Origin of the sequence: Kothea flammea (genome assembly GCF_052161645.1) — a bacterium.
Classification (GTDB): domain Bacteria; phylum Planctomycetota; class Planctomycetia; order Pirellulales; family Pirellulaceae; genus Laterigemmans.
The window spans coordinates 4,515,465-4,535,599 of record NZ_CP197414.1 but is presented as its reverse complement, the minus strand read 5'-3'; the positions used below and the strand labels follow the sequence as shown (position 1 = coordinate 4,535,599).

The following is a 20,135-nucleotide window of genomic DNA, read 5'->3' as shown; positions in this document are numbered from 1 at the left end:
CCGGCCGAGTTGGAGGCCCCATATGCTTACGCACCAACCGTTGAGCAATGCGGGGCGTGTCAATGCAGCGGCGGTGCAGGTTGGGTGGGGTGCATGTTGGATATCGGACAGGTGCTGATGCTCCCGGGATTTTGTGCTCCCAGTTTATTGCTTCGGTTTATTGCTTCGGTTTATTGCGTAGCGGTCTCCAGAACACTTGAGATCTCCTGAAAACTTGAGAAACGGATGACAGACAGTCCATCGGCGGAATCCCCCCCGCCGCCCGAGGTTACCGATACCAATCGCTTGCGGCGATATATCGTCCGCTGCGGTGTGATGCGGCTACTCTGCGTGTTGGATGCAAAACAAGATTTTTCCTACTCCGCTCGGGTGATTTGCCGGACTCCACGGGGTGCGGAAGTGGGAGAAGTTTTGTGCTTGGCGACTGAGCAGGCGATTGCGCAATTAGAGGAGCCTCCGTCGGGTGCGATTCTGCGGCCGCTGAGCGACCAGGACCAGGCGGAATTGGATCGTCTCACCGCAGTGAGTGGTGACGATTTCACCAAATGTCAGCAGCAGATTACCGCCTTGGGCTTGCGGATGCAGTTGGTCGACATTGAGCGGTTGTTTGGTGGTGAGCGAGTGGTTGTCTATTATTTGGCCGAAGAACGGGTCGATTTTCGGCAGCTGGTACGTCAATTGGCTGCGGCGTTGCAAACGCGAGTGGAAATGCGTCAGATCGGTGTTCGTGACGAAGCGAAACTGCTGGCCGATTACGGCGATTGTGGCAAACCGGTCTGCTGCAACACGCATTTGTCGAAGATGCCGCCTGTATCGATGAAAATGGCCAAGTTACAAAAAGCCACCTTAGATCCGGCAAAAATTTCGGGTCGCTGTGGTCGGCTGAAATGTTGTTTAAGATATGAATTCGACACGTACGAAGAATTGCGTCGCGAACTACCCTCACCAGGCTCACGCGTGGTTACTGAAGGTGGGCCTGTGACGGTTTTACAACAAGAAATTTTGTCTCAACAATTGTTGGTTCAAACCGAAGACAATCGGCGTATACTGATCGCCTCCAGCGAAGTCCTGAGCGTGATTAGTCGCGGCGGGACCAAGCAGGGCGGGAAGAAGAAGTCTGGCCAATGACCTCCTCAGAGAACGGAAGATGAACGCTGCTCAACGTGCGATGAACCAACTCCTCAAACGTGATCAACGCTTCAAACTCGAAGCCTACGTGTTTGTTCGCGATGCTCTGGCGTTCGCCCATCGGGTGATGACGGCGGAGTCGATGCCAGATCCTGATGACGAAGATGCGCGGCATTTAACTGGCCAACAGCTCTGTGAGGCTTGCCGGTTGCACGCGCTCGAGCAGTTTGGCTACTTGGCTCCACTGGTGTTGGCCAGCTGGGGTTTGACGTCGACCAGTGACTTTGGTGACGTTGTTTACAATTTGATTGAGATTGAACACATGCGAAAAAGTGCGGCGGATCGCCGCGAGGACTTCGACAATGTTTATTCATTTGCCGATGCCTTCGAACCTAAATTCGAGTTGCTCGCTCCCGAAGAAGCCTCATGAATTGCTCTGCTCCCACCCTCTTCCCCACGCCCGCTCGCGCGGTGTCCCTCTGGCCCGCCCGAGCCGCGTTACTTGTCTGCTGTGGCTTGCTGGTGTGCTTGCCCGCTCGGCCGCTGCCAGCCCAAACGCCCGGCACCGTCCAACCGCCCGCCGCGGCTGACGCCAAGGCGACCGCAGCTGAGTCAGAGCGTGACGATGGTCCACCGCCAGAGGAGGAGGCTCGTGAGACTTATCTCGGTCGCCGGGTAGCCCAGTACATGTCGCACTTGGGGGCTGGCTGGTTGATCCGCGACAGTCGCAAACGGGAGGAAGCGACTGACTTGGTCATGAAGCAGTTAGAGCTTGAGCCTGGCCAATTGGTTTGCGATATGGGCTGCGGAAACGGCTATTACACGCTGCGTTTTGCTCGCCAAGTCGCGCCCCGCGGTTTGGTGTTTGCCGTGGATATTCAGCCGGAGATGTTGCAGATGCTGGCGGCGCGTGCGGCCCGCGCGCGGGTGGATGGTGTGAAACCGGTGCAGGGCGAGATTGCAAATCCCAACCTGCCAGCGAATGAATTAGACATGGTCTTTTTGGCTGATGTCTATCATGAATTCTCACATCCCCAATCGATGCTGTATTGGATTCGCCGTTCTTTGAAACCAACCGGCGTGGTGGCGCTGTTGGAATATCGCGAAGAGGATCCGACCGTTCAGATCAAGCCTTTGCACAAGATGAGCAAGGACCAGATCATGAAGGAGTATCAGGCGAACGGCTTTAAGTTGGTGCGAGAATTCAATGGTTTGCCGATGCAGCATTTGATGTTCTTCGCTCGCGACGACAGCCCACTGCCGGCGATCGAACCGCAAGCTTGGATATTTGGCGAGTAGATTATCTTTCCAGCCGCTTGCTCAACCCCAGTGTTGTTTGATTTTCTCGCGTAGAAATGCCAACGATTGGGCCATCTCATCCATCCCGTTCATGCCATCTTCGATGCTGACCCAACCGCGATAGTTGGCCCCGGAGAGGATTGAGAAAATCTGGTCATAATCGTTAAGTCCCTTCCCGACCACGCCGTGGTTTAGGAAGGGGCTGTAGCCGAGCGTACCATCGGTCTGCCGCAGTTCGTCCAGGGTATGGCCCGGCTCCAAATAACGATCGCTGGCGTGCATGCTAACCACGCGATGCTTGACCGCTTCAAGCAGTTCCAGTGGATCATCCCCAGCCACGATTGCGTTGGATGGGTCATACTGGACGCCAAAGTATTCCGTTTCCTCGATCCCCGCGAGCAACTCCAGAAAGACATCCATTTTTTGAGCGAATTCGGGATACTTCCAGTGCCCGTCCTTATAATGATTTTCGATGCCTAGGATAACGCCCTGTTGACGAGCGGTGGGCAGGCAAGCGTTGATGCATTCGGTGACCCAGCTCAGGCCTTGCCCGCGTTCAACCTCCGGATAACGTTGCCCGCTGAGCACGCGGCAAACCACTCCTGGGCCGCCCAAAGTGGCCGCGATGCGAATCATCTGCAATTGATATTCAATCGCACGCTTGCGAGCGGCCGGATCGGGATTGGTGAAATCGGGTGAGCAGCAAAGCATCGGCATGGCAAATCCAGCTTGTTGAATTCGCGCGCCGATCCCTTTGACGTAGCTATCGTCTTCCGGATGCCAAATAAATCCCTCATACATTTCCAGGCCGTCACAATCGAGCCCCCGCGCCTCCTCGATCCATTGTTCCACGGACATTGATTTTTCGTGGGAGATGGCGTCCAAGTAGCACTTGGGAAAAGCAGATAAGCGGACAGCCTGTTGCGAGCTAGCATTCATGACGGCGGGACCAATTGGGGGTGGTTGGTTTTCTCACCCGCTCAAGCTTACTGGCTGCCGGTGCCTTGGCAAGTGTCCTGGCTGTCCCGGTTGGCGTCCCGATTGACATCCCGGATGGCATATTGGGTGCAGGTTTCGATTAAGTGTTTGCGATCGAGCGGCTTGGTCATGTAATCATCGCAACCGGCATCGATACATTTTTGCCGATCCCCCGCCATGGCGTGCGCGGTGAGCGCGATAATGGGTTGCTCGACACCAAAGTTTCTCAAGCGTTGAGTCGCTTTATAACCATCCAGTTCGGGCATTTGCATATCCATTAAGATAATCTGTGGGCGTTGTTCCTCGCTGGCCGCTTCGATCGTTTCCGCAGCGATCCGCCCGTTTTCGGCGACCGTCACGATGGCGCCCGCTTTTCTCAACAGGAATGACACGAGACGTTGGTTGTCGGGGCCGTCTTCCGCCAGCAGGATCTTGACGCCCGCCAGCGGCTGTGGAGTCTGTTCCGAACCATTTTGCTGGGGATTGGCGACGGCGGGGCGTTTCTGGGCGGGTGTCTCGAGCATGGAAATCAAGGGCACATCGGGTAGGTCGCCAGTCGTGATCGAGACCACAAAGGTGCTGCCCTGACCATATTTGGACTCAATGGTTAGTTCACCGCCCAGAATCTTGGCCAACGCGTTGGAGATCCGCAGCCCCAAACCGGTCCCGCCAAACCGCCGCGTCATTGAAGTGTCGGCTTGGGAGAAAGCGTTGAACTCGGCAATCGCGCCGACTTGTTCCGGTGTCATGCCAATCCCGGTGTCAATCACGCGAACCTGCAAGCGATGCGATTCCGGTTGAAAGCAAGCGGCAATCGTGACGCTGCCGATTTCGGTAAACTTGATGGCGTTGCCGACAAGGTTCAAGATAACTTGGCGAAGTCGTGTGGGATCGGTTTCAATGCGTTCGGGTAGTGGCGAGTCATAACGCAACGTCAGCTTAATGCCTTTACCCCGCGCCCGTGGTTCCAACAGTGCGACCACTTGATCGAGCAGTTCGTGTGGGTTGATAGCAATCCGCTCCAGCGTCATCCTGCCCGCCTCGATTTTTGACATATCGAGAATGTCATTAATCACGGAGAGTAGATGATCCGCGTTGGCGCGAATGATGTTGAGCGCTTCGAGTGACTTTTGTTCGTCGCTGCGGGTGTCATGGTCACCAACCAGCAGATCGGTGTAACCAATGATCGCCGTCATGGGAGTGCGAATCTCGTGACTCATGTTGGCCAGGAATTCACTTTTCGCCAAACTGGCCGCCTGGGCTGATTCCAAAGCTGAGTGCACGGTATCAATGTCGATATGCAAGCCGATCAGGCGAGTGGGATTGCCATGTTTGTCCCGTTCCACGATCTCGCCAGCGTCTCGCACCCAAACATAATCACCCCGCTTGGTGCGCAAACGATGTTCGTAGCAATAACTGACGATTTCACCTGCCAAGTATTGGCATACCTTGCCCCAAATGTTCTCGATGTCAGCTGGATGGCAAAGATTCTTCCAGGTGTCTAACGTCATTGGTAATTCACCAGGAGCATAGCCTAACATGGTGAAAAACGAATCATTGAAATAGACTTGGTTGGAGCGAATATCCCAGTCCCACATCCCGATGCCGGCCGCTCGAATAGCCAAATCGAGTCGTTGCTCAGCTTGCTTTTGCGGTGTAATGTCAAACCGCAGCGAGACATACCGTTCAAATTCTCCAGCGTGGTCAAGTTGCGGTACAATCGTCGAATCGACCCAGTACAGCGTGCCATCTTTGGCGCGATTGCAAATTTCTCCCCGCCAAGGTTTACCACTGGATATCTGCCTCCAGACCTTGACCCAAAACTCTTTGTTGTGGTGTCCAGAGTTGAGAATTCGGTGGTCTTTCCCGATTAACTCCGCTTTGGAGTAGCCGCTCACACGACAAAAACCATCGTTCACATCGACAATTTTTCCCGCGCGATTGGCGATTGAGAAGAGGGTATGCTCGTTCATAGTATCCCGCAACGCGCGGGTCTCGCGCAGCATCGATTCGGCATTTTGGCGAGCCGAGACGGCTTCGGTAATATCGACTTCGATGGCGAAGAAGCCCAGCAGCGTGCCGTTTGAAGCGAATTGCGGCTGGACGTCGAGATCACACCAACATCTCCGCCCATACTTGGTGTGATTCAGCACTCGACCACGAAATGTCTTTCCCTCGCAGAGCGCATCTCGAATCGCTTGCGTTGATACGGGATCACCCTGTTGGCAAATTAACCACTGTTCCAGGGACTGGCCAATTACCTCGTCTGCCGCAAATCCACTGAGTTCGCAGTAGCCTTCGTTGACCCACTCAATTTTGCGGTCCGCACCGGTCAGCACCATGGCACATTTGGTCTTGCGTGCTAAGGCCGCCAAAATTTGATTTTCCGGGCCATGCGGCAGGCAGGAGAGCACGCTGTTGCGCGCATTTTTGAAGGCAGGTATTTTCACCGTGCTGAAAACAAACCGCCCAAACAATAATGCCACGCAGAATGTGGTTACGACCAGTGCGATTATGCTCATCACTTCCTGCTAGTTCATTTGCCAAAAGGAACTCCAGTGGAATCCAGGCTCGATTACGCCACCGCAAAAACTAGCTCCCTCAAGACTCGCCTGTCAGGGAAAAACCCTGATCGCTTCCAAACTTTTGCCAATAAACAATCACAACAACCCCGATTATCGGCAAAACGGAAGGCGGGGAGGCTTGTTTGGCTGCTGCTCGGCATCGCCATCGACTTGCGGTGCGTCAGTTTTTACCGGAAAAGCCGTGAGAATTTTTAAGGTTTACGTGGCCTCCCGCCGCTTGGTACGATTCGCACGGTGGCCGCAGCGGAGCAATCGAAATTATTTTTAAAGTACTCACTTCTTCACGGATGCAGCAGTATGGCCAGGGCCGGACAAGGAAGTCCGTTGCCGACGTTCGTTGCCGCAAGTCGCGGAAACGTGCGCGTGGGGAACGCTTCGCGCAGATCCCACAGGAATTCGCCAAGCTGGCAAACGCGTCCACCGCTGGTGAAGGTCAAGCCGATCCCTTGGGTTTGGCTCGGCGTGTTGCTGTGCATGCTCGTGAGCGACGCTCTTCCGTTTGGGCAGCGATTGTCCGGGCAGGCAAACGCACAAACGGCCAACGCAGGAACCATTAACGCTGAAAAACCAGCGACCGGCGCCTTCGCGAGAATTGCGGAAACGCCGGTGCCGACGCCACCGGCATCGCCTGCAGCGCTTAAAATTGGTCTGCGATTGCAATTGATCTGCAATTCGCCGCGAGCGTTCTCCGGCCAGCTGACCGCAACCTCCGGTGCATTGTCAGCACCCGAAAATCTGGGCATGGATGCTGGCAGCACGGGCAGTTACTGGGTGTCTGAAGATCGCCGCGAGATGGCGATTAAACCGCGAGGGGTCAGCGATCGTTTGGGGGTCGACTTTCAATTCGAAGGTCCTCGCGACAGTCGCTTGCGGTTGCAGTTGCAAGTAACCCCGGCAGATCAACTGCTCGCCGCTGGCGGGGAGCTTGCGGAACCGTTGAATTATGAGTTTGCTCTCGATGAGTTGATTTCAGGCACGATTGATCGAGAGTTGCTTCCCGGCGTGAGGCTTTGGATCGGGCGGCCCAACGGCGATCGATTACGAGCCGAGTTGGGTGATCGCAGCGCTTTGGTGTTTGACGCAGAAGCGACCGCTCCATGGCACATCTCGGCAACTGGATTGACAAACGTTCCGCGGCAGTCGTTAGCTGTGCGAATGTTGATTCGCAACGACGCGACGGGCGCAATCGTCTGGAGGAACGAAGTCGCTGTGGACGACACGCAAGCAGCTCAGTTGAGAGCTGGGCGGTTCGCTTCGCTAGGCAGCGGTCAGCTGACCATCCCTTCGACCGAAGGTGTCTACTCGTTGGAGTTGCGTCTCGAAGCGGCCACTTCGAATCGTTTGTTGCTCAGCATCACACCCTCCGTGTTGGCGCCATCCGATGAGTTGCTGGCCACTCGCAGCGTGCAGTTTGTGGTACTGGAAAAGTCGCCACCACCTGCGGATCCAACCCCCTTTGAGACGTTGCGATCTTGGACGCCGGCGAATGCCACTTTGATGTCATTGAATCCAGCTAGCTTGTTGAGCCGAAATCAGTTCGCAGGTGTAGCCGACGTGCCACTTACGAATGCTGAGTTTGCTGGGGTACAAGTTGCCGAATTGGCCAGCCGTGGGACCTACTCGCAAACGCTCCCCACCGCCAGTTTGGGACGACCACATCTGCTCACGATTCGGTATTGGCGCGAACATGACGTGCGGATGATCGTCAGTATTCGCCAGCCCACTCGCGTTGATCGCTCGCCTCCGATGGGCATCGACACCGCGGCGATTGACCCCGGTTCCAGTTCGCTCTCACCGGCCAGTCCGTGGGGTGAGCATCGCGTGTGGTTTTGGCCTCGCGTGACCAATCCTACGTTGTTGATCCATAATCAGTCTCCCAAACATCCGTTGCGGATCGAGTCGATCAGCGTGGCGGCGGGACCTGCCCGTTTGGCTGGTGGACCTCCGCACAACTCTTCACAGCGGATGGCCGCGATCTATCTTGATAAACCTCTCCTGATCGATGCCTTCTCAGCACCCCGGGCAAATGACCCTGCAGCCGATGTGGAGTTGGATGATTGGAATACGTTCTTGCAAGCTGGCAATCGCCTGGTCGACCATGTGCTGGCTTCGGGAGCAAACGCTGCGGTGCTGAACGTTTGCAGTGAAGGAGGTTCCCTCTATCCTTCTGATTTCGCACTCTTCACCCCCCGTTATGACACGGGCAAATTTTTCTCGGACGGTCGCGATCCCAACCGCAAAGATGTGCTCGAACTGTTAATGCGTTTGTTCGACCGCGCTGGGTTGCGGTTGATTCCGGCATTAGAATTGTCCACGCCCCTGCCCGCTCTGGAGCGTCAGTGGATGCGCGACACTCAACAACGACCCGCGGGGATCAGTTGGACTGATTCCGTCGGCCGCGAATTGCTTTCCGGACAATTACCTCATCACGGCCTAGCACCTTATTACAACATCCTCAACCGGCAAGTTCAGGCGGAAGTCGCCAAATTGGTCAAAGAACTAGTCGATCGTTATGCACATCACTCGGCTTTCGCGGGTGTTGGCTTGCAGACCGGGGCGCAAACTTATTTACAACTACCAACGCCCGCTTGGGGACGTGATCCAGTCACCCTGACACGTTTTCGCCAGGCGATGGGTAGCACTAAATCAACACCGAATCCCAATGATCCTTATTCGCTCTCCCAGCCGGATGTTGTTTTGCCAGCAACTGACGTGGAGTTAAATCATTGGATTGATCAACAGGGAAGTCAACAATTTGCCGTTTGGCGAGCGGCAGAATTGACCGCGTTTCTTAGTAGTCTGGCAAATCAGACGTCTGGCCGGCCACTGATTTTGCTGACCGCTGATTATTTGGTGCAAGATGCGTCGAGTATCGCTGTGGGGGCGACCTCGCAAGGGCTCGATTGGCGGCAATTGGCCGCGGATCCCAACTTGATCCCGATGCGTTTGTTGCGTGATCGTTGGTTGCTGGAACCAGCGCTCCGCATCGATGACGCCAAGATGAATGAAGATTTCACCTGGGATGATACGCTGAGAAGTCAAGGTGCGCGGGAGGACGAAAAGATCACTGCCACTGCCGGCGGTTTGCTATTCCTGCCTCCGCTGGAAATGCAGCTCAATGATCCAGCTATTAGCAACGCAGACAAGACGGGCACGCGCTCCAGCCTGATAACGCTGTACCCACAAGCGGCACCTGACGGGGCGGTCATTCAACGTCGCTTAGCGCGATTGTTCGATAGCTTTGATCCGCGCATCATCAGTGTGGGCGGTTGGACCGCGATGCTCAGCGATACGCGGACCGAACTGGCAGCAAATGCAGGTGCTATATCCCAACCTCAACAGCAGCCCTCCGAGCAGCAGGCCGCCGAACAGCAGGCCGCCGAACAGCCGCACGCAGCGTCGGCAGCCTGGTTGCAGTCTTATGCCGCCCTGCCTGACGTCCCCTTTGATGATTTGCCCAGTCCTAACGCATCCGCTTCGGTGGTCCGTGTTCGACAATATTTGACCCGTCAGTCCTTGGTGATCTACGCCGTCAACTTGTCGCCATGGGTAGCCCGTTTGGAACTGGCGTCGGACGCGGCAGCCGGTACTCCCGTCGAGCTGTTGGGAGCGCCGGACACTGCTGGTCAAAATTCAAGTTGGGTGATCGGTGAACGCTTTGCACAGCCTTGGGGACAGGTCAATGATGTTGAGGAATCCGCCGGGCAGCCGATCACTCCAGCTGTCGCCAAATTTCGAGGCTTGTCTGTAGTTTGGGCCGGAGAACTGGCGCCGGGACAGTTGATTGCCCTGCGAGTGGATGGGCCAACGCGGGGTGTTGTTGACTGGCGAGCTGGTCTCGTGGAGCAAACGAGGATGATTCCCTTGGTCGCCCAAGCAATCGACAAGGTTGCTAAGAAGATCGCGGTGCTCGGCCGACCACGCGATATGCAACCGCTTGAAAATGCCGGTTTTGAAATCGGCCAGGCGGAGAATATTGAAGGTTGGCTGCGGGCTCAACACCCACCCGGTTGTATCCAATTCAGCGACGATTCCGCGGAGGGCAAACGAGCTGTTGTGCTGCGCAATGAACAACCTCAGGCCGCCAAAGCTTGGCTGCTAACGAAGCCTTTTGCCGCGCCGGAGACGGGGCGGATGGCAGTTGCGATTCGCGCCAAAACCCTGTCCGGCAATCCTAAATTGAGGTTAGCCGTGGAAGGAACGATGCGTGGTCAGCCAGTGCGGTACGCCGTGGAAATCCAGCCGGAGGCGGCGATCGGCTGGGGTGAACAGCCCTACTGGTTGCGAATCCCGCACTTGCCGGTGGGCGATTTGGAAGAAATTCGCGTCGCTATCGACCTCACGGGGGTCGGCTCCGTAGCACTTGATGACTTGCGTCTTTACGACTTTTTTTTCACCCAACGCGAACGCGAAGAATTACAACGCCACGCTTTCGTGGCTGCCGAAAAATTGCGTCATGGTGATTTGGGACCGGCAGGTTATTTGTTGGACTCCCACTGGACGCACTATCTCGGCTGGCTCGACCAAGAGTCAGATGCGCAGAACCCCGCCGGGCAAACGAATACTACTTTGCAACGCGATGCGGAGCAGGCTGCCGATAGCAACTCTGCAAATCCAACGACTCAGCAGGCCCCCACTGTGAGCGAACGCATTCGTCAGTGGCTGCCCCGTCCCTTAAGATTTTAGGCGTGCCTCCCAAGCGGATGGCAAAAAACTTTCAGCTTTGTCATTTTTTTGCATACTCGTCAGCTATTCTTTGTCGCGAACGAAAACAAGGCCGTGTAATGAACGACCCCCAATCTGATCGCCATGACATCCCTTCTGACGGATTAGCCCCCGCACACACTGCGGTCCCGAAAAGACACTTCAGGCTTAAGACGCTGCTGAAGTATCTGCTGGTCTCCGCCGCTTTCGTCGCCCTCGCCGTAACGCTAGCTGGCAACTGGGCCCTGAAAAAGACGCAAGAAGTCCCCGATTTTTACCTGCAAGCGACCGCTCTGCCGGAAAACAATTCTGCGGCGCAAAGCCGTGAGCTCGAATCAGAAGTCGAAGAACTGGCAAACCGAGTCGGGCAACTTGGCGGCTGGGAGGCGACCTTTACCGAAGAACAGGTCAACGCTTGGTTAATCCACCAGTTGCCATTGGAGTTCGCCAGCCTATTGCCAGCTGGGGTCGAAGAACCTCGAGTAGCAATTCGGGACGGTAAAGTACTGGTCGCCGCACGCTATAAGAATCCTCGCATTGAAACGGTTGTCTCCTTCGAAGTCCACGCGCAACTCACTCCAGAACCTAACGTGTTGGCCGTGAAGATCAATCATCTCAAAGCCGGTGCACTCCCTTTGCCACTCGATCGCTTTATTAACCATATAAGCAATCGAGCGGCGAGAAGTGCCTTGCAGATTCGCTGGGATGATAACGAAGATGGCGACAGCGTTGCCTTGGTGACAGTCCCCAGCGAGCACCCCAGCTACGTTCGCAAGCCAGTGATTGTCGAGTCGGTTTCCATCTTTGCCGGCATGGTCCGCTTGGCCGGGCACACCGGTCCGGAGGCGCGACTCTCCTATCAACCACGGACCGCCGTCTATCAATTGGCGTCCCTCAGGTCAGTAAAAGAAAACAAAACGCGACCCGACGACCAAAATGTAAGGAATCGCGCCCTCTAATCGGATTGCACGCGAATGCCCCAAACGCTCAGTAATCGCTCCTGCTTTTTCGTTCGCCGACTTGTGAGCACCCCCTGGGCCAATTAAGATCTTTGGGATATCAAAGGCCAATATTCATATATAAGAGATCTTAATTGCTGATGCTCGAAACGAGGCAATTGCGTTATTTCCTGACAGTCGCTGAAACCTTGCATTTTGGACAAGCGGCTGAGCGTCTTGGTATCGCCCAGCCACCACTCAGCAAACAAATCCGCAACATGGAATCGCAACTTGGCGTGCAATTGTTCCGCCGCACCAGCCGGGTTGTTGAGCTGACCGCTGCCGGCGAGCAATTGATTCCCGAGGCGCGGTTGATTCTGGAGCTGATCGATTCCTTTGCAGTGACGGCCGGTCAGTATGGTCAAGGGGTTTTAGGGCAGTTGCATGTGGGAGCGGTCAGCCCGGCACTCGACACTTTCTTGCCGCCCATCATCCAACAGATGCGGACAGACCATCCGGAAGTTCAAGTCACGCTCCATGAGCAACGTACGGCTGAGCAGTTACGCCGTTTGGAGACGGGCCAGTTGGATATCGGTTTCATCCGCCATTATCGTCACGACCTGGACGGTTTGCAGAGCAAGTTGATTCAGCGCGAGCCTTACGTGTTGGCGGTTTGCGCAAAACACCCGTTGGCTGGCAAAAAACAAATTCACTTATCCGAGCTGGACGAAGCTCCCATGATCATGGCGCCGCGGGAACTTAGGCGTGAATTACATGATGATATTTTTGCCTGTTTGCAGCGGGCCGGCGCCAATATTCAGATAATTCAAGAAGCGACCTCCAAACGCACCGAGCTGGCGTTGGTGGCGGCTGGCATCGGTCACGCGCTCGTTCCTCAGTCGTATCAGGTCTGCTTTCCCCGTAGCGATGTGCGCTATCGCCCGCTCAAGGGAGAACTGCCCATGATCGAAATGTTGGCAGTCTGGAATTCCCAGCGGGTGTCGCCATCCTGCGGTTTGCTGATCGACAAACTGCCGGAGTTGTGCGATTAGGCTCTACGGGGGTCACTAGGATATTACCGAGTCCGCCTCGTACCGTGAATTATTTGGAGCGACTGGGCGCACAAGGAAGTGGTTTGGCGACCTTGGGATTGGCTCGCGTGTAATCTAGCCCCAAGAATGCGGCTGCGGAGGCAGCCACCTGCGCTTGTTGGTAATCTCCACCGCGGTCGATGCCCCGCCTGGACAGCCCCTTTCCAAAGGCTACCACCCAAATCCGGTCGGAACCTGGGTAGCTGGTGCCGTGGCTTTTCCAGCCCTCCCGACCATCACCGCGACCGTGGTCGGTGGTGATTAGAAAGGTCGTCTTACCGGCGTAAGCGGGCATCGCCTCAGCCTGCTCCCAGAGTTGACGAATGAAATAGTCATTTTGCTTGGCGGTCAGTAAATAGCGATCGTACCGCCCAGCGTGCGCCCAATCGTCGGGCTCACCAAGTGAAACGAATAGTACCCGCGGCTGTTTAGCTCGCATCGCCTGTAAAGCGCCCGCGGTGGTGAAGGCGTCATAACGCACGCCCTCCCACTCGTGGAAGACATTATCGGCGACGTAGTTATAAGCGTCCAGCGCTTGTGGTTCGCCCAGTTCCAACGGTTGCCAACCCGCGTTGACTGGAATATCACTGCGTCGGTCGTTGATGATGTAAGGGAAAACGTCCCATGATGTGAACGCCATGACTCGATTTGAAAACGCTTCACGACGATGCAGCCACTCTAGAAACGTTTGGTTGGGGTTATATTTTTTATCATTAGAATCAATTCGGTTATCGGCAAACCCACACAGAATTTCGCTATATCCCGGGTAGGAGAAATAATGACCGTTGGTGACTTGGACTTTGCTGTCCAGAGTCCAATCGCCGGCTGTCCAGCCCCCTTGCTCAATGGTCTCCCATAAGAAAGGCATTAACGCTTTGCGGGAAGCTTCGCGAGTATCACGGCAGTACTCGGCTTGCAATTTTTGAGGATCTTTGACGCCCAAATCTTCCAGAAATAATCTTGGGTCCGCACCTCCAAAAAACTCTTCAGGCCTAAGCCCGTCAATCGTGATGAGTATCAGATTCTCAGCAAATCCTCCCTCGATATTGCCAGCCCCCTCTTGCCCCCCTGCCGTCGGCAGCCAGCATATCGAGAGACTCGCAATCAACCACCGGGCCCACATATTTCACTCCGCAAAACTGTAAAAACGCTCTTCGAATACGGCCTCAGCGATCCAGTTCTAACGTTGAGCCCCGTCGGCGCACAGTCCGTGCTGCTGGACCTTAACGCGGATTTTACACGACCTGGACCTGCGGTATCCCGACAGACCAACCAAAATTTCCCACAGTCCACCGATCGCCAGCCCAAATGCCGCGATCGCCACGGCAAACCCAGCCGGCAATCTCGTACCCGCGCTTGTTCAAAATGTTCATTGTGGACGCTCTGTAACGACAAGACAACTAATGTCGTCAAGCTTGATTGCAAGCAGCGTACCATCAAAACTTTAGACTTCGGTGGTCAACCCTGTAGGTGACTAACTGCCAGCTGGCCAACGGCGGATGGACCGGCCACCGGCGTGCGATGGAAGACTCAATCCATTAAACCGCCGGCGCTGCAACTCATCGATGTTAAACATAGGTGGCGTGGCAGCTTCCATCAGCACGCATGCAGCGGGCACGGCTTGCCCGCCCGTGCCGTCGCCTAGCTGACCCTTGTGGACAAAAATGGGTCCATCGCCTACGTCATCGATTCCGCCTCGGATGCCCGCTGTGAATCGGGATGAACTAACGCATTTGCACTGATTCCAAAAAACCGTGAACGCAATTTAGCAACTTGTCGGTTTGAGCCCAATGAATCAGATGTCCTGAGCCATTGAATTTGACACGCACTGAATCGGCTAACCAACCATCCACTTCATTTGCGTCCTGATCCGTCAACATGCCTCCGGTTTGAGGATCAGCCTGCAGCACCAGCACGGGACAAGTGATTTTTCGGCATATGGACTCGGTATCATAACCGTTTAGCCATTCCCCCGCGACAATTGCAGACAACACGACAGGGTCCAGTTTTTTTAGGCAGCTGGCCGTAAATCGCAGTGATACGGCGTCACGTGTGTCACCGAGTCGAGTTGTTGCTCCGGTGCGAGGGTCGCGTAGGTGCGTATCAGCCAGCAAGGCCGCCAAGCAACTTGCACTGCGGGGATCCCCCGCCAACTCCTGCATAGCCTGGAAGAAACCCAATAGCGATGATTGGCTGATCCGCTCTCCCATCGTGTGGAATGGTGGGTCCTCGAGCACCAAGGCGGATACGCGATCACCAAGTTGAGCCGCAGTCGCCGCGGCCGTCATCGCTCCCAGCGAATGCCCATAAAGCACCACCGGATTCTCATATTCTGCATCCAGTACCGCAATCACATCCTCGACATAGTTACAGACATGGTAACCGCCGCTAACGTTGTCGGATTGGCCGTGACCGCGGAAATCGAGCGCACCGAGTCCCCAACGCATTGCCAATGAGGACCACAGAGGCAGGAAACTTTGCCAACGACGCGTTACTCCGTGCAGCATCAATACTGGTGGAGCTTGCCGCGATGATCTCGCCAGACAAAGTTGCCGAGTGCCGAGGGGTAAAAAGATTTCATCCATTGGTTACTCACCACCTCGCAGGCTCGATAGTCCGTTGCAATTTGATTTCACAAGTAGACAAAATACCGGCTCGATACTCGAGTGTAAAGCAACTGTAATTCTTAAGCATGTTTCAGCTCTCGCATCACGTCGGAGATTAAACTGTTCAGTTCCGCACGCTCCGAGATGTCGATTGTCCGCGCAAGCGACGTACGCATATATTCGAGCGTATTTACGTCGGTTTTCACGTAGGGAACGAGTTGCCACAGCATGGCATCCACAAACTGCTTGTATGTGATCTCAGCGGTGATGATTCGCACTTCGCCCTCCGAGTCGGCCCGATAGCGATTAGGTAGCTCCTTTTTGGAAAGCTGAACAATTCCTGCAGATAGCCAATCGATACACTGCATGGCTGTGAATGGATCATTCACACCTGGTGACAAAGCGCGAACAGCCACTTCGATGAATTCGTTGAGCACATAAAAAGCATCTTGAGTGGGTGTGCGACCAAATCCGATGGTGACGCTGCGGTGAACCCTGCTGGCATCCTTTTCTTTCCATTCATCACAGTTGCTGATTTCGGCGATGCATTCACCCTGGCGGACGAAATCACCCGGTCGCCGCAATAGCTGAATCATGACGCCGCGCTCTTGAGCGAACTCAATCAGCTCGACTTCATCGATGCCTTGAATGTACCCGTGAGAGATCGAGTAGATAGAATGTTCAGCTTGAAAAGTAACTTGCAAAGCTAATTCCGGCGCGGTTGCTCCGGTCCCCAACTCTTCAGGAAAAAGTTTGTCAAGGTAATTTCGCATATCGGTCGCTAGCCGTTGTAATAAGCTGGTAATATGAATACTGTTCGGTACGTGGTGGATGAAGTAAATGAGCACCACCACGCTACCCATTGTTAAGACAAGTGCTAGGAACAGGGACAATTGTGGGACGAAAACGCTGACAGCTAAGCCATCCATGGCGACAACATCCTCGCCGCGGACGACTCTCAAGACCAGCAAACAATAGATGAAGGTGGCGACGAACGTTCCTAACGTGATTTGATTTCCGCGATCATGCATAAAATTGTCCAGCAACCGAGGGCCAAATTGGCTGCTGGCGTGGGAGACCGCGAGCGTGGTTAGCGAGAACGTGACGCCAGCCACCGTGATCATCGAGCCGGCGACTGTCGCCAAGATGGCGCGTGCTCCGTCTGGCTGATTGAGCGCGATAAGCCACATTTCTTTCAGCCACGCGTTGCCATATCGATGGTCAATCCAGATGGCGAGTTGCGACAAGATAATAGCGGCGATTACCATGAGTGAGGGAATAAACCAGTAACTGCCTTGGACACGATAGACAACTTGTTGGATGTAGGATCGCACGGCGTGCTTAAACCTATTCGGATGGTGTGCAGGTGGGTTGCTTAACGAAATGGGTGGCTGGGGCTTTGGGCTGCTGGCAGTCGTGAAACTTTGGTGAAGCCGTCTGGCGGTTTCCCAATTGTCGATACAATTACGTACCGAAATCGTGGTGGCGCGTAAGTTTTCAGAAAAAAATCAGAACCGATAACACGGGTGAGAAGATGTTTCAGAGAGAACAGGTGGCAACGGCGGTTCGCTACGAGGGTGGGATTTCTCGCCGATGGTTTTTGGCTTACACCGGCGCACTCAGTTCTATTCCGTTGCTGGGTCGCAGCTCGCCGGTCAATGCGTCACCCCACTTTAGCGGCGATCCATTTACGTTGGGAGTGGCTTCGGGGGATCCCGATGCAACAAGCGTCGTCATCTGGACCCGATTGGCGCCTCAACCGCTGGATCCATTTGGCGGCATGACTAACGAAGCCGTCAAGGTGCAATGGGAGGTGGCGGCCGATGAAGCTTTCAAGTCAATCGTGGCTTCGGGCTATACCGCCGCAACGCCCCAGCTTGGTCACTCCGTGCACATCGAAGTGGAGGGGTTGTTGCCGGACCGTTGGTACTGGTATCGATTCCGCTCTGGGGATGCGACCAGTCCCGTCGGACGGACTCGCACTTTCCCGTCTGCTGAAACGATGCCGGCTCAAGTCAAGTTCGCGGTGACCTCGTGTCAAAATTACGAGCAGGGGTTGTTCACCGCTTACCAGCAAATGGCTGCTGATGATTTGGATTTGGTGTTTCACTTGGGTGATTACATCTATGAATACCAAGCTGGCCGGAATGGTAAGGTCCGCACGCACCATGGTCCGGAGATCGAGTCGCTAGGCGATTATCGCATGCGACACGCTCAGTATCGATCCGATCCTCTATTGCACGATATGCATGCGATGTGCCCCTGGATGGTGACTTGGGACGATCATGAATTCGATAACAACTGTGCCGCCGAGATCTCTGAAGAGGAGGGCATTGATCCTGTCGATTTCCTCGTTCGCAGAGCCAACGCCTATCAGGCTTACTACGAAGCGATGCCGTTGCGACGACGCAGTTTGCCCACGGGTGACGAAATGTTGTTGTATCGTGGTGCCTCATTCGGCCAGCTAGCCGAGTTCTTAGTGCTGGACACTCGACAATATCGCAGCGATCAGCCGAATGATGATCGAAAATCGCCGCTCAACGCGGCAGCTCTCAACAATCGCCAAAGCATGTTGGGTAGTAAGCAAAAGAACTGGTTGTGCCAGAAATTGATCACTTCCCCCGCGACCTGGAATGTGTTGGCACAACAAGTCATGATGGGCATGGTCAATCGGGCGGGCGATCCTGAGAACCCGCAGTACTCGATGGACCAGTGGCCCGGTTATGCCGCCGAACGTATGCAATTAATGCAGTTTATGGACGAGCGTCGAATCAGCAATCCTGTCGTCTTGACCGGCGATATTCACTCGAACTGGGTGAATGAATTGCGAGTCGATGATCGCAAGTCGGACGAGAAAATCGTTGCCACCGAATTTGTTGCGACATCGCTGACCAGTGGCGGCAACGGCACTGCGGAACCACGCGGACTCGAGCAATTGTTGTCGACGAATCCATGCACAAAGTTCCACAATGCGGAGCGAGGGTACATCCGCTGCACCGTCACGCCCGACAGCTGGAAGTCTGACTACATGGTTGTCGATGACGTGTTGCAACCCGGAGGAAAGACCTTCGAACGCAGTGCGTTTGTTGTGGAAGCCGGCGACCCCACGGTCAAAAACGCCTAGTTGAACTGAAATCCTTAAACGTCTAGCCGGATGGCGGATTGGTCGCCCCAAGAATGTCGACCATCCGGCTGGTGCCTGAGGAACGAGCGGTGTTCTGGTATTAGCTTGCGGTCGGCGAGGATTGGCATGACTATGGCGAGTATGACTACGCGAGCTACTACGACTGGGAGGATAAGCCGGTTAAGGGCGAATGGGAATATGAATCCAGTTCACGTGTGATCAGGTAGTTCGGCGGCTGAAAGTCTGCGGTCCAATGCTTGGAGCAGATCTGCTAGCACGTCAGCATATTCGGCATCCTTGCTGAGGTTTTTGAACTGCTGGGGATCTGCTTGCATGTCATATAACTCGGTTTCGCCATCGGTATAACGCATCAAGGCCCAGTTTTTGGTGCGCAGGCAAGTTCCGTTGGCAAACGAGATTGCATGCTCGCGAATCACTCCCTCAGGGTGAATTAGAATCGGTCTTAAGCTTTTTCCCTGGAGGCTGTCGGCGACGACACCTCCAGAGAGCTCGACCAACGTGGGGTAAATGTCTACGAGCTCGACAATTGAGTCGGTTCGACCGGCTGGATAACCGGGTGCTGAGATCATCAACGGCACACGTGTCACCTCTTCATGAAGGTTCAATTTCTGCCAAAATGTATGCTCTCCCAAATGGTAACCGTGGTCGCTGGTAAAGACGATTGCGGTCGATTCGCGAAGTCCTAGCCGGTCAAGTTCTTGTAGGATTCTGCCCAGTTGGGCGTCCATAAACTGGACCGTCGCGTAATAACCAGACCACATGCGGCGTTGGTTATCGGGATATTTATCGAGACCGTTGGTGGCTGAGCGGGCGTTGGCGGTACCCAGCGGCGGGATATCGTCAAGGTCACCCGGGGGCACTTCCGGTAGTTCCATTTCTTGATGGGGATATGGCACAAAATATTGCTCGGGGGCCACCATCGGGTAATGGGGACGCACAAAGCCGACGGCTAAGAAAAATGGTTCCCGCTGATATTCCCGCAGTAATTCAATAGCCTTCGTCGCAGTCTTGTGATCAGGTTGATCCGAGCCATCACCTTCGTACTGGACGGTAACATAAGCCCGATGGGGCATCCGCGTTGATTGCCTGCCCTCCAAGTCGGTGGTGAAAATATTTAGGTTTAAGCACGCGTATTCGCCTGGCGTATGGGCTTCGAGCCCCGAGGAATTGAAACGCTCGGTCCAGCAAGCGGCGACATCCTGGCCATCGGTGCCAGCGATAATGTCTCCCGGCACTCGCATGTGAAATATCTTTCCCACGCGAGCGCTGTACCAGCCTCGCTCGATAAAGTGTTCCCCCAGTGTTTGGTGTCCCTTTCCTTGATAGCGGCTGTACATAAATGACTGTCGCGACGGAGCACACCAAGTGCCTTGGCAATAGGCGCGATCAAATACCATGGACCTCTCGGCCAGCGCGTCAATGTTTGGCGTACGACAGCGTTGATCCCCATAGCATCCCAAGACACTCGCCTTAAGGTCATCGGAGACGATGAACAATACATTTTTCACTGGCTGTCGGTTTAGATCATCCGCCGCCCGACATTCGGGAGCTGTCGTCACGACCCCCAGCACCAGCGCGGTTTGTAGCAAGTGCAAAAACCGCGACGGGCCGAGGATGGCAATCTGAAAAATGTTTGACATGCGAGTTCCCCACCAGAGGCA

The 20,135-nt window shown here is 54.9% G+C and carries 14 protein-coding genes; 7 read left to right on the top strand and 7 right to left on the bottom strand.

Annotated features, from left to right (window positions below; genetic code table 11):
* Positions 1-225 precede the first annotated feature (225 nt).
* From SH139x_RS17020 to SH139x_RS17010, 3 genes are read left to right on the top strand one after another with little or no spacing between them, the layout of a single operon-like run.
* On the top strand, positions 226-1,128 hold the full coding sequence (locus SH139x_RS17020; protein ID WP_488350971.1) for a PSP1 domain-containing protein: 903 nt from the start codon (positions 226-228) through the stop codon (positions 1,126-1,128).
* 19 nt (positions 1,129-1,147) lie between these two features.
* A complete protein-coding gene (locus SH139x_RS17015; RefSeq protein ID WP_488350970.1) occupies positions 1,148-1,558 on the top strand; it encodes a Minf_1886 family protein in 411 nt (136 codons plus the stop codon).
* Positions 1,555-2,427, top strand: a complete 873-nt coding sequence (locus SH139x_RS17010; protein WP_488350969.1) for a class I SAM-dependent methyltransferase — start codon at positions 1,555-1,557, stop codon at positions 2,425-2,427. Before SH139x_RS17015 ends, SH139x_RS17010 begins: the two co-directional genes overlap by 4 nt.
* Before the next feature lie 21 nt (positions 2,428-2,448).
* Here the strand turns inward: SH139x_RS17010 and SH139x_RS17005 are convergent, their stop codons facing one another.
* The 3 genes from SH139x_RS17005 to SH139x_RS16995 form a co-directional block, all read right to left on the bottom strand.
* Positions 2,449-3,285 carry a sugar phosphate isomerase/epimerase family protein gene (locus tag SH139x_RS17005; RefSeq protein ID WP_488350968.1) on the bottom strand — a complete coding sequence of 279 codons (837 nt, stop codon included), beginning with the start codon at positions 3,283-3,285 and terminating at the stop codon, positions 2,449-2,451.
* Positions 3,286-3,413: 128 nt separating this feature from the next.
* Positions 3,414-5,927, bottom strand: a complete 2,514-nt coding sequence (locus SH139x_RS17000; protein ID WP_488350967.1) for a PAS domain S-box protein — start codon at positions 5,925-5,927, stop codon at positions 3,414-3,416.
* A gap of 344 nt (positions 5,928-6,271) precedes the next feature.
* Positions 6,272-6,466, bottom strand: a complete 195-nt coding sequence (locus SH139x_RS16995; RefSeq protein ID WP_488350966.1) for a hypothetical protein — start codon at positions 6,464-6,466, stop codon at positions 6,272-6,274.
* 4 nt (positions 6,467-6,470) lie between these two features.
* Between SH139x_RS16995 and SH139x_RS16990 the strand changes: the two genes are divergently transcribed.
* The 3 genes from SH139x_RS16990 to SH139x_RS16980 all read left to right on the top strand — a co-directional run bounded on the left by SH139x_RS16990 (position 6,471) and on the right by SH139x_RS16980 (position 12,684).
* Positions 6,471-10,676, top strand: a complete 4,206-nt coding sequence (locus tag SH139x_RS16990; RefSeq protein ID WP_488350965.1) for a hypothetical protein — start codon at positions 6,471-6,473, stop codon at positions 10,674-10,676.
* 98 nt (positions 10,677-10,774) lie between these two features.
* On the top strand, positions 10,775-11,653 hold the full coding sequence (locus SH139x_RS16985; protein WP_488350964.1) for a hypothetical protein: 879 nt from the start codon (positions 10,775-10,777) through the stop codon (positions 11,651-11,653).
* A gap of 140 nt (positions 11,654-11,793) precedes the next feature.
* A complete protein-coding gene (locus SH139x_RS16980; RefSeq protein WP_488356039.1) occupies positions 11,794-12,684 on the top strand; it encodes a LysR family transcriptional regulator in 891 nt (296 codons plus the stop codon).
* A gap of 49 nt (positions 12,685-12,733) precedes the next feature.
* Here SH139x_RS16980 and SH139x_RS16975 read toward each other — a convergent pair whose 3' ends face one another.
* From SH139x_RS16975 to SH139x_RS16965, 3 genes are all read right to left on the bottom strand, one after another.
* Complete coding sequence (locus tag SH139x_RS16975) at positions 12,734-13,846, bottom strand: hypothetical protein (RefSeq protein ID WP_488350963.1); 1,113 nt, start codon at positions 13,844-13,846, stop codon at positions 12,734-12,736.
* A 601-nt stretch (positions 13,847-14,447) separates the two neighbouring features.
* On the bottom strand, positions 14,448-15,308 hold the full coding sequence (locus SH139x_RS16970; protein ID WP_488350962.1) for an alpha/beta fold hydrolase: 861 nt from the start codon (positions 15,306-15,308) through the stop codon (positions 14,448-14,450).
* A 101-nt stretch (positions 15,309-15,409) separates the two neighbouring features.
* The gene (locus SH139x_RS16965; RefSeq protein ID WP_488350961.1) at positions 15,410-16,663 is read right to left on the bottom strand and encodes a DUF2254 domain-containing protein; all 1,254 of its coding nucleotides are present in this window, start codon (positions 16,661-16,663) and stop codon (positions 15,410-15,412) included.
* Between the two features lie 200 nt (positions 16,664-16,863).
* On the opposite strand from SH139x_RS16965, the gene SH139x_RS16960 reads away from it, so the two are divergent.
* Complete coding sequence (locus SH139x_RS16960) at positions 16,864-18,453, top strand: alkaline phosphatase D family protein (protein ID WP_488350960.1); 1,590 nt, start codon at positions 16,864-16,866, stop codon at positions 18,451-18,453.
* A gap of 209 nt (positions 18,454-18,662) precedes the next feature.
* Here SH139x_RS16960 and SH139x_RS16955 read toward each other — a convergent pair whose 3' ends face one another.
* Complete coding sequence (locus SH139x_RS16955) at positions 18,663-20,114, bottom strand: sulfatase (protein ID WP_488350959.1); 1,452 nt, start codon at positions 20,112-20,114, stop codon at positions 18,663-18,665.
* Positions 20,115-20,135 lie beyond the last annotated feature (21 nt).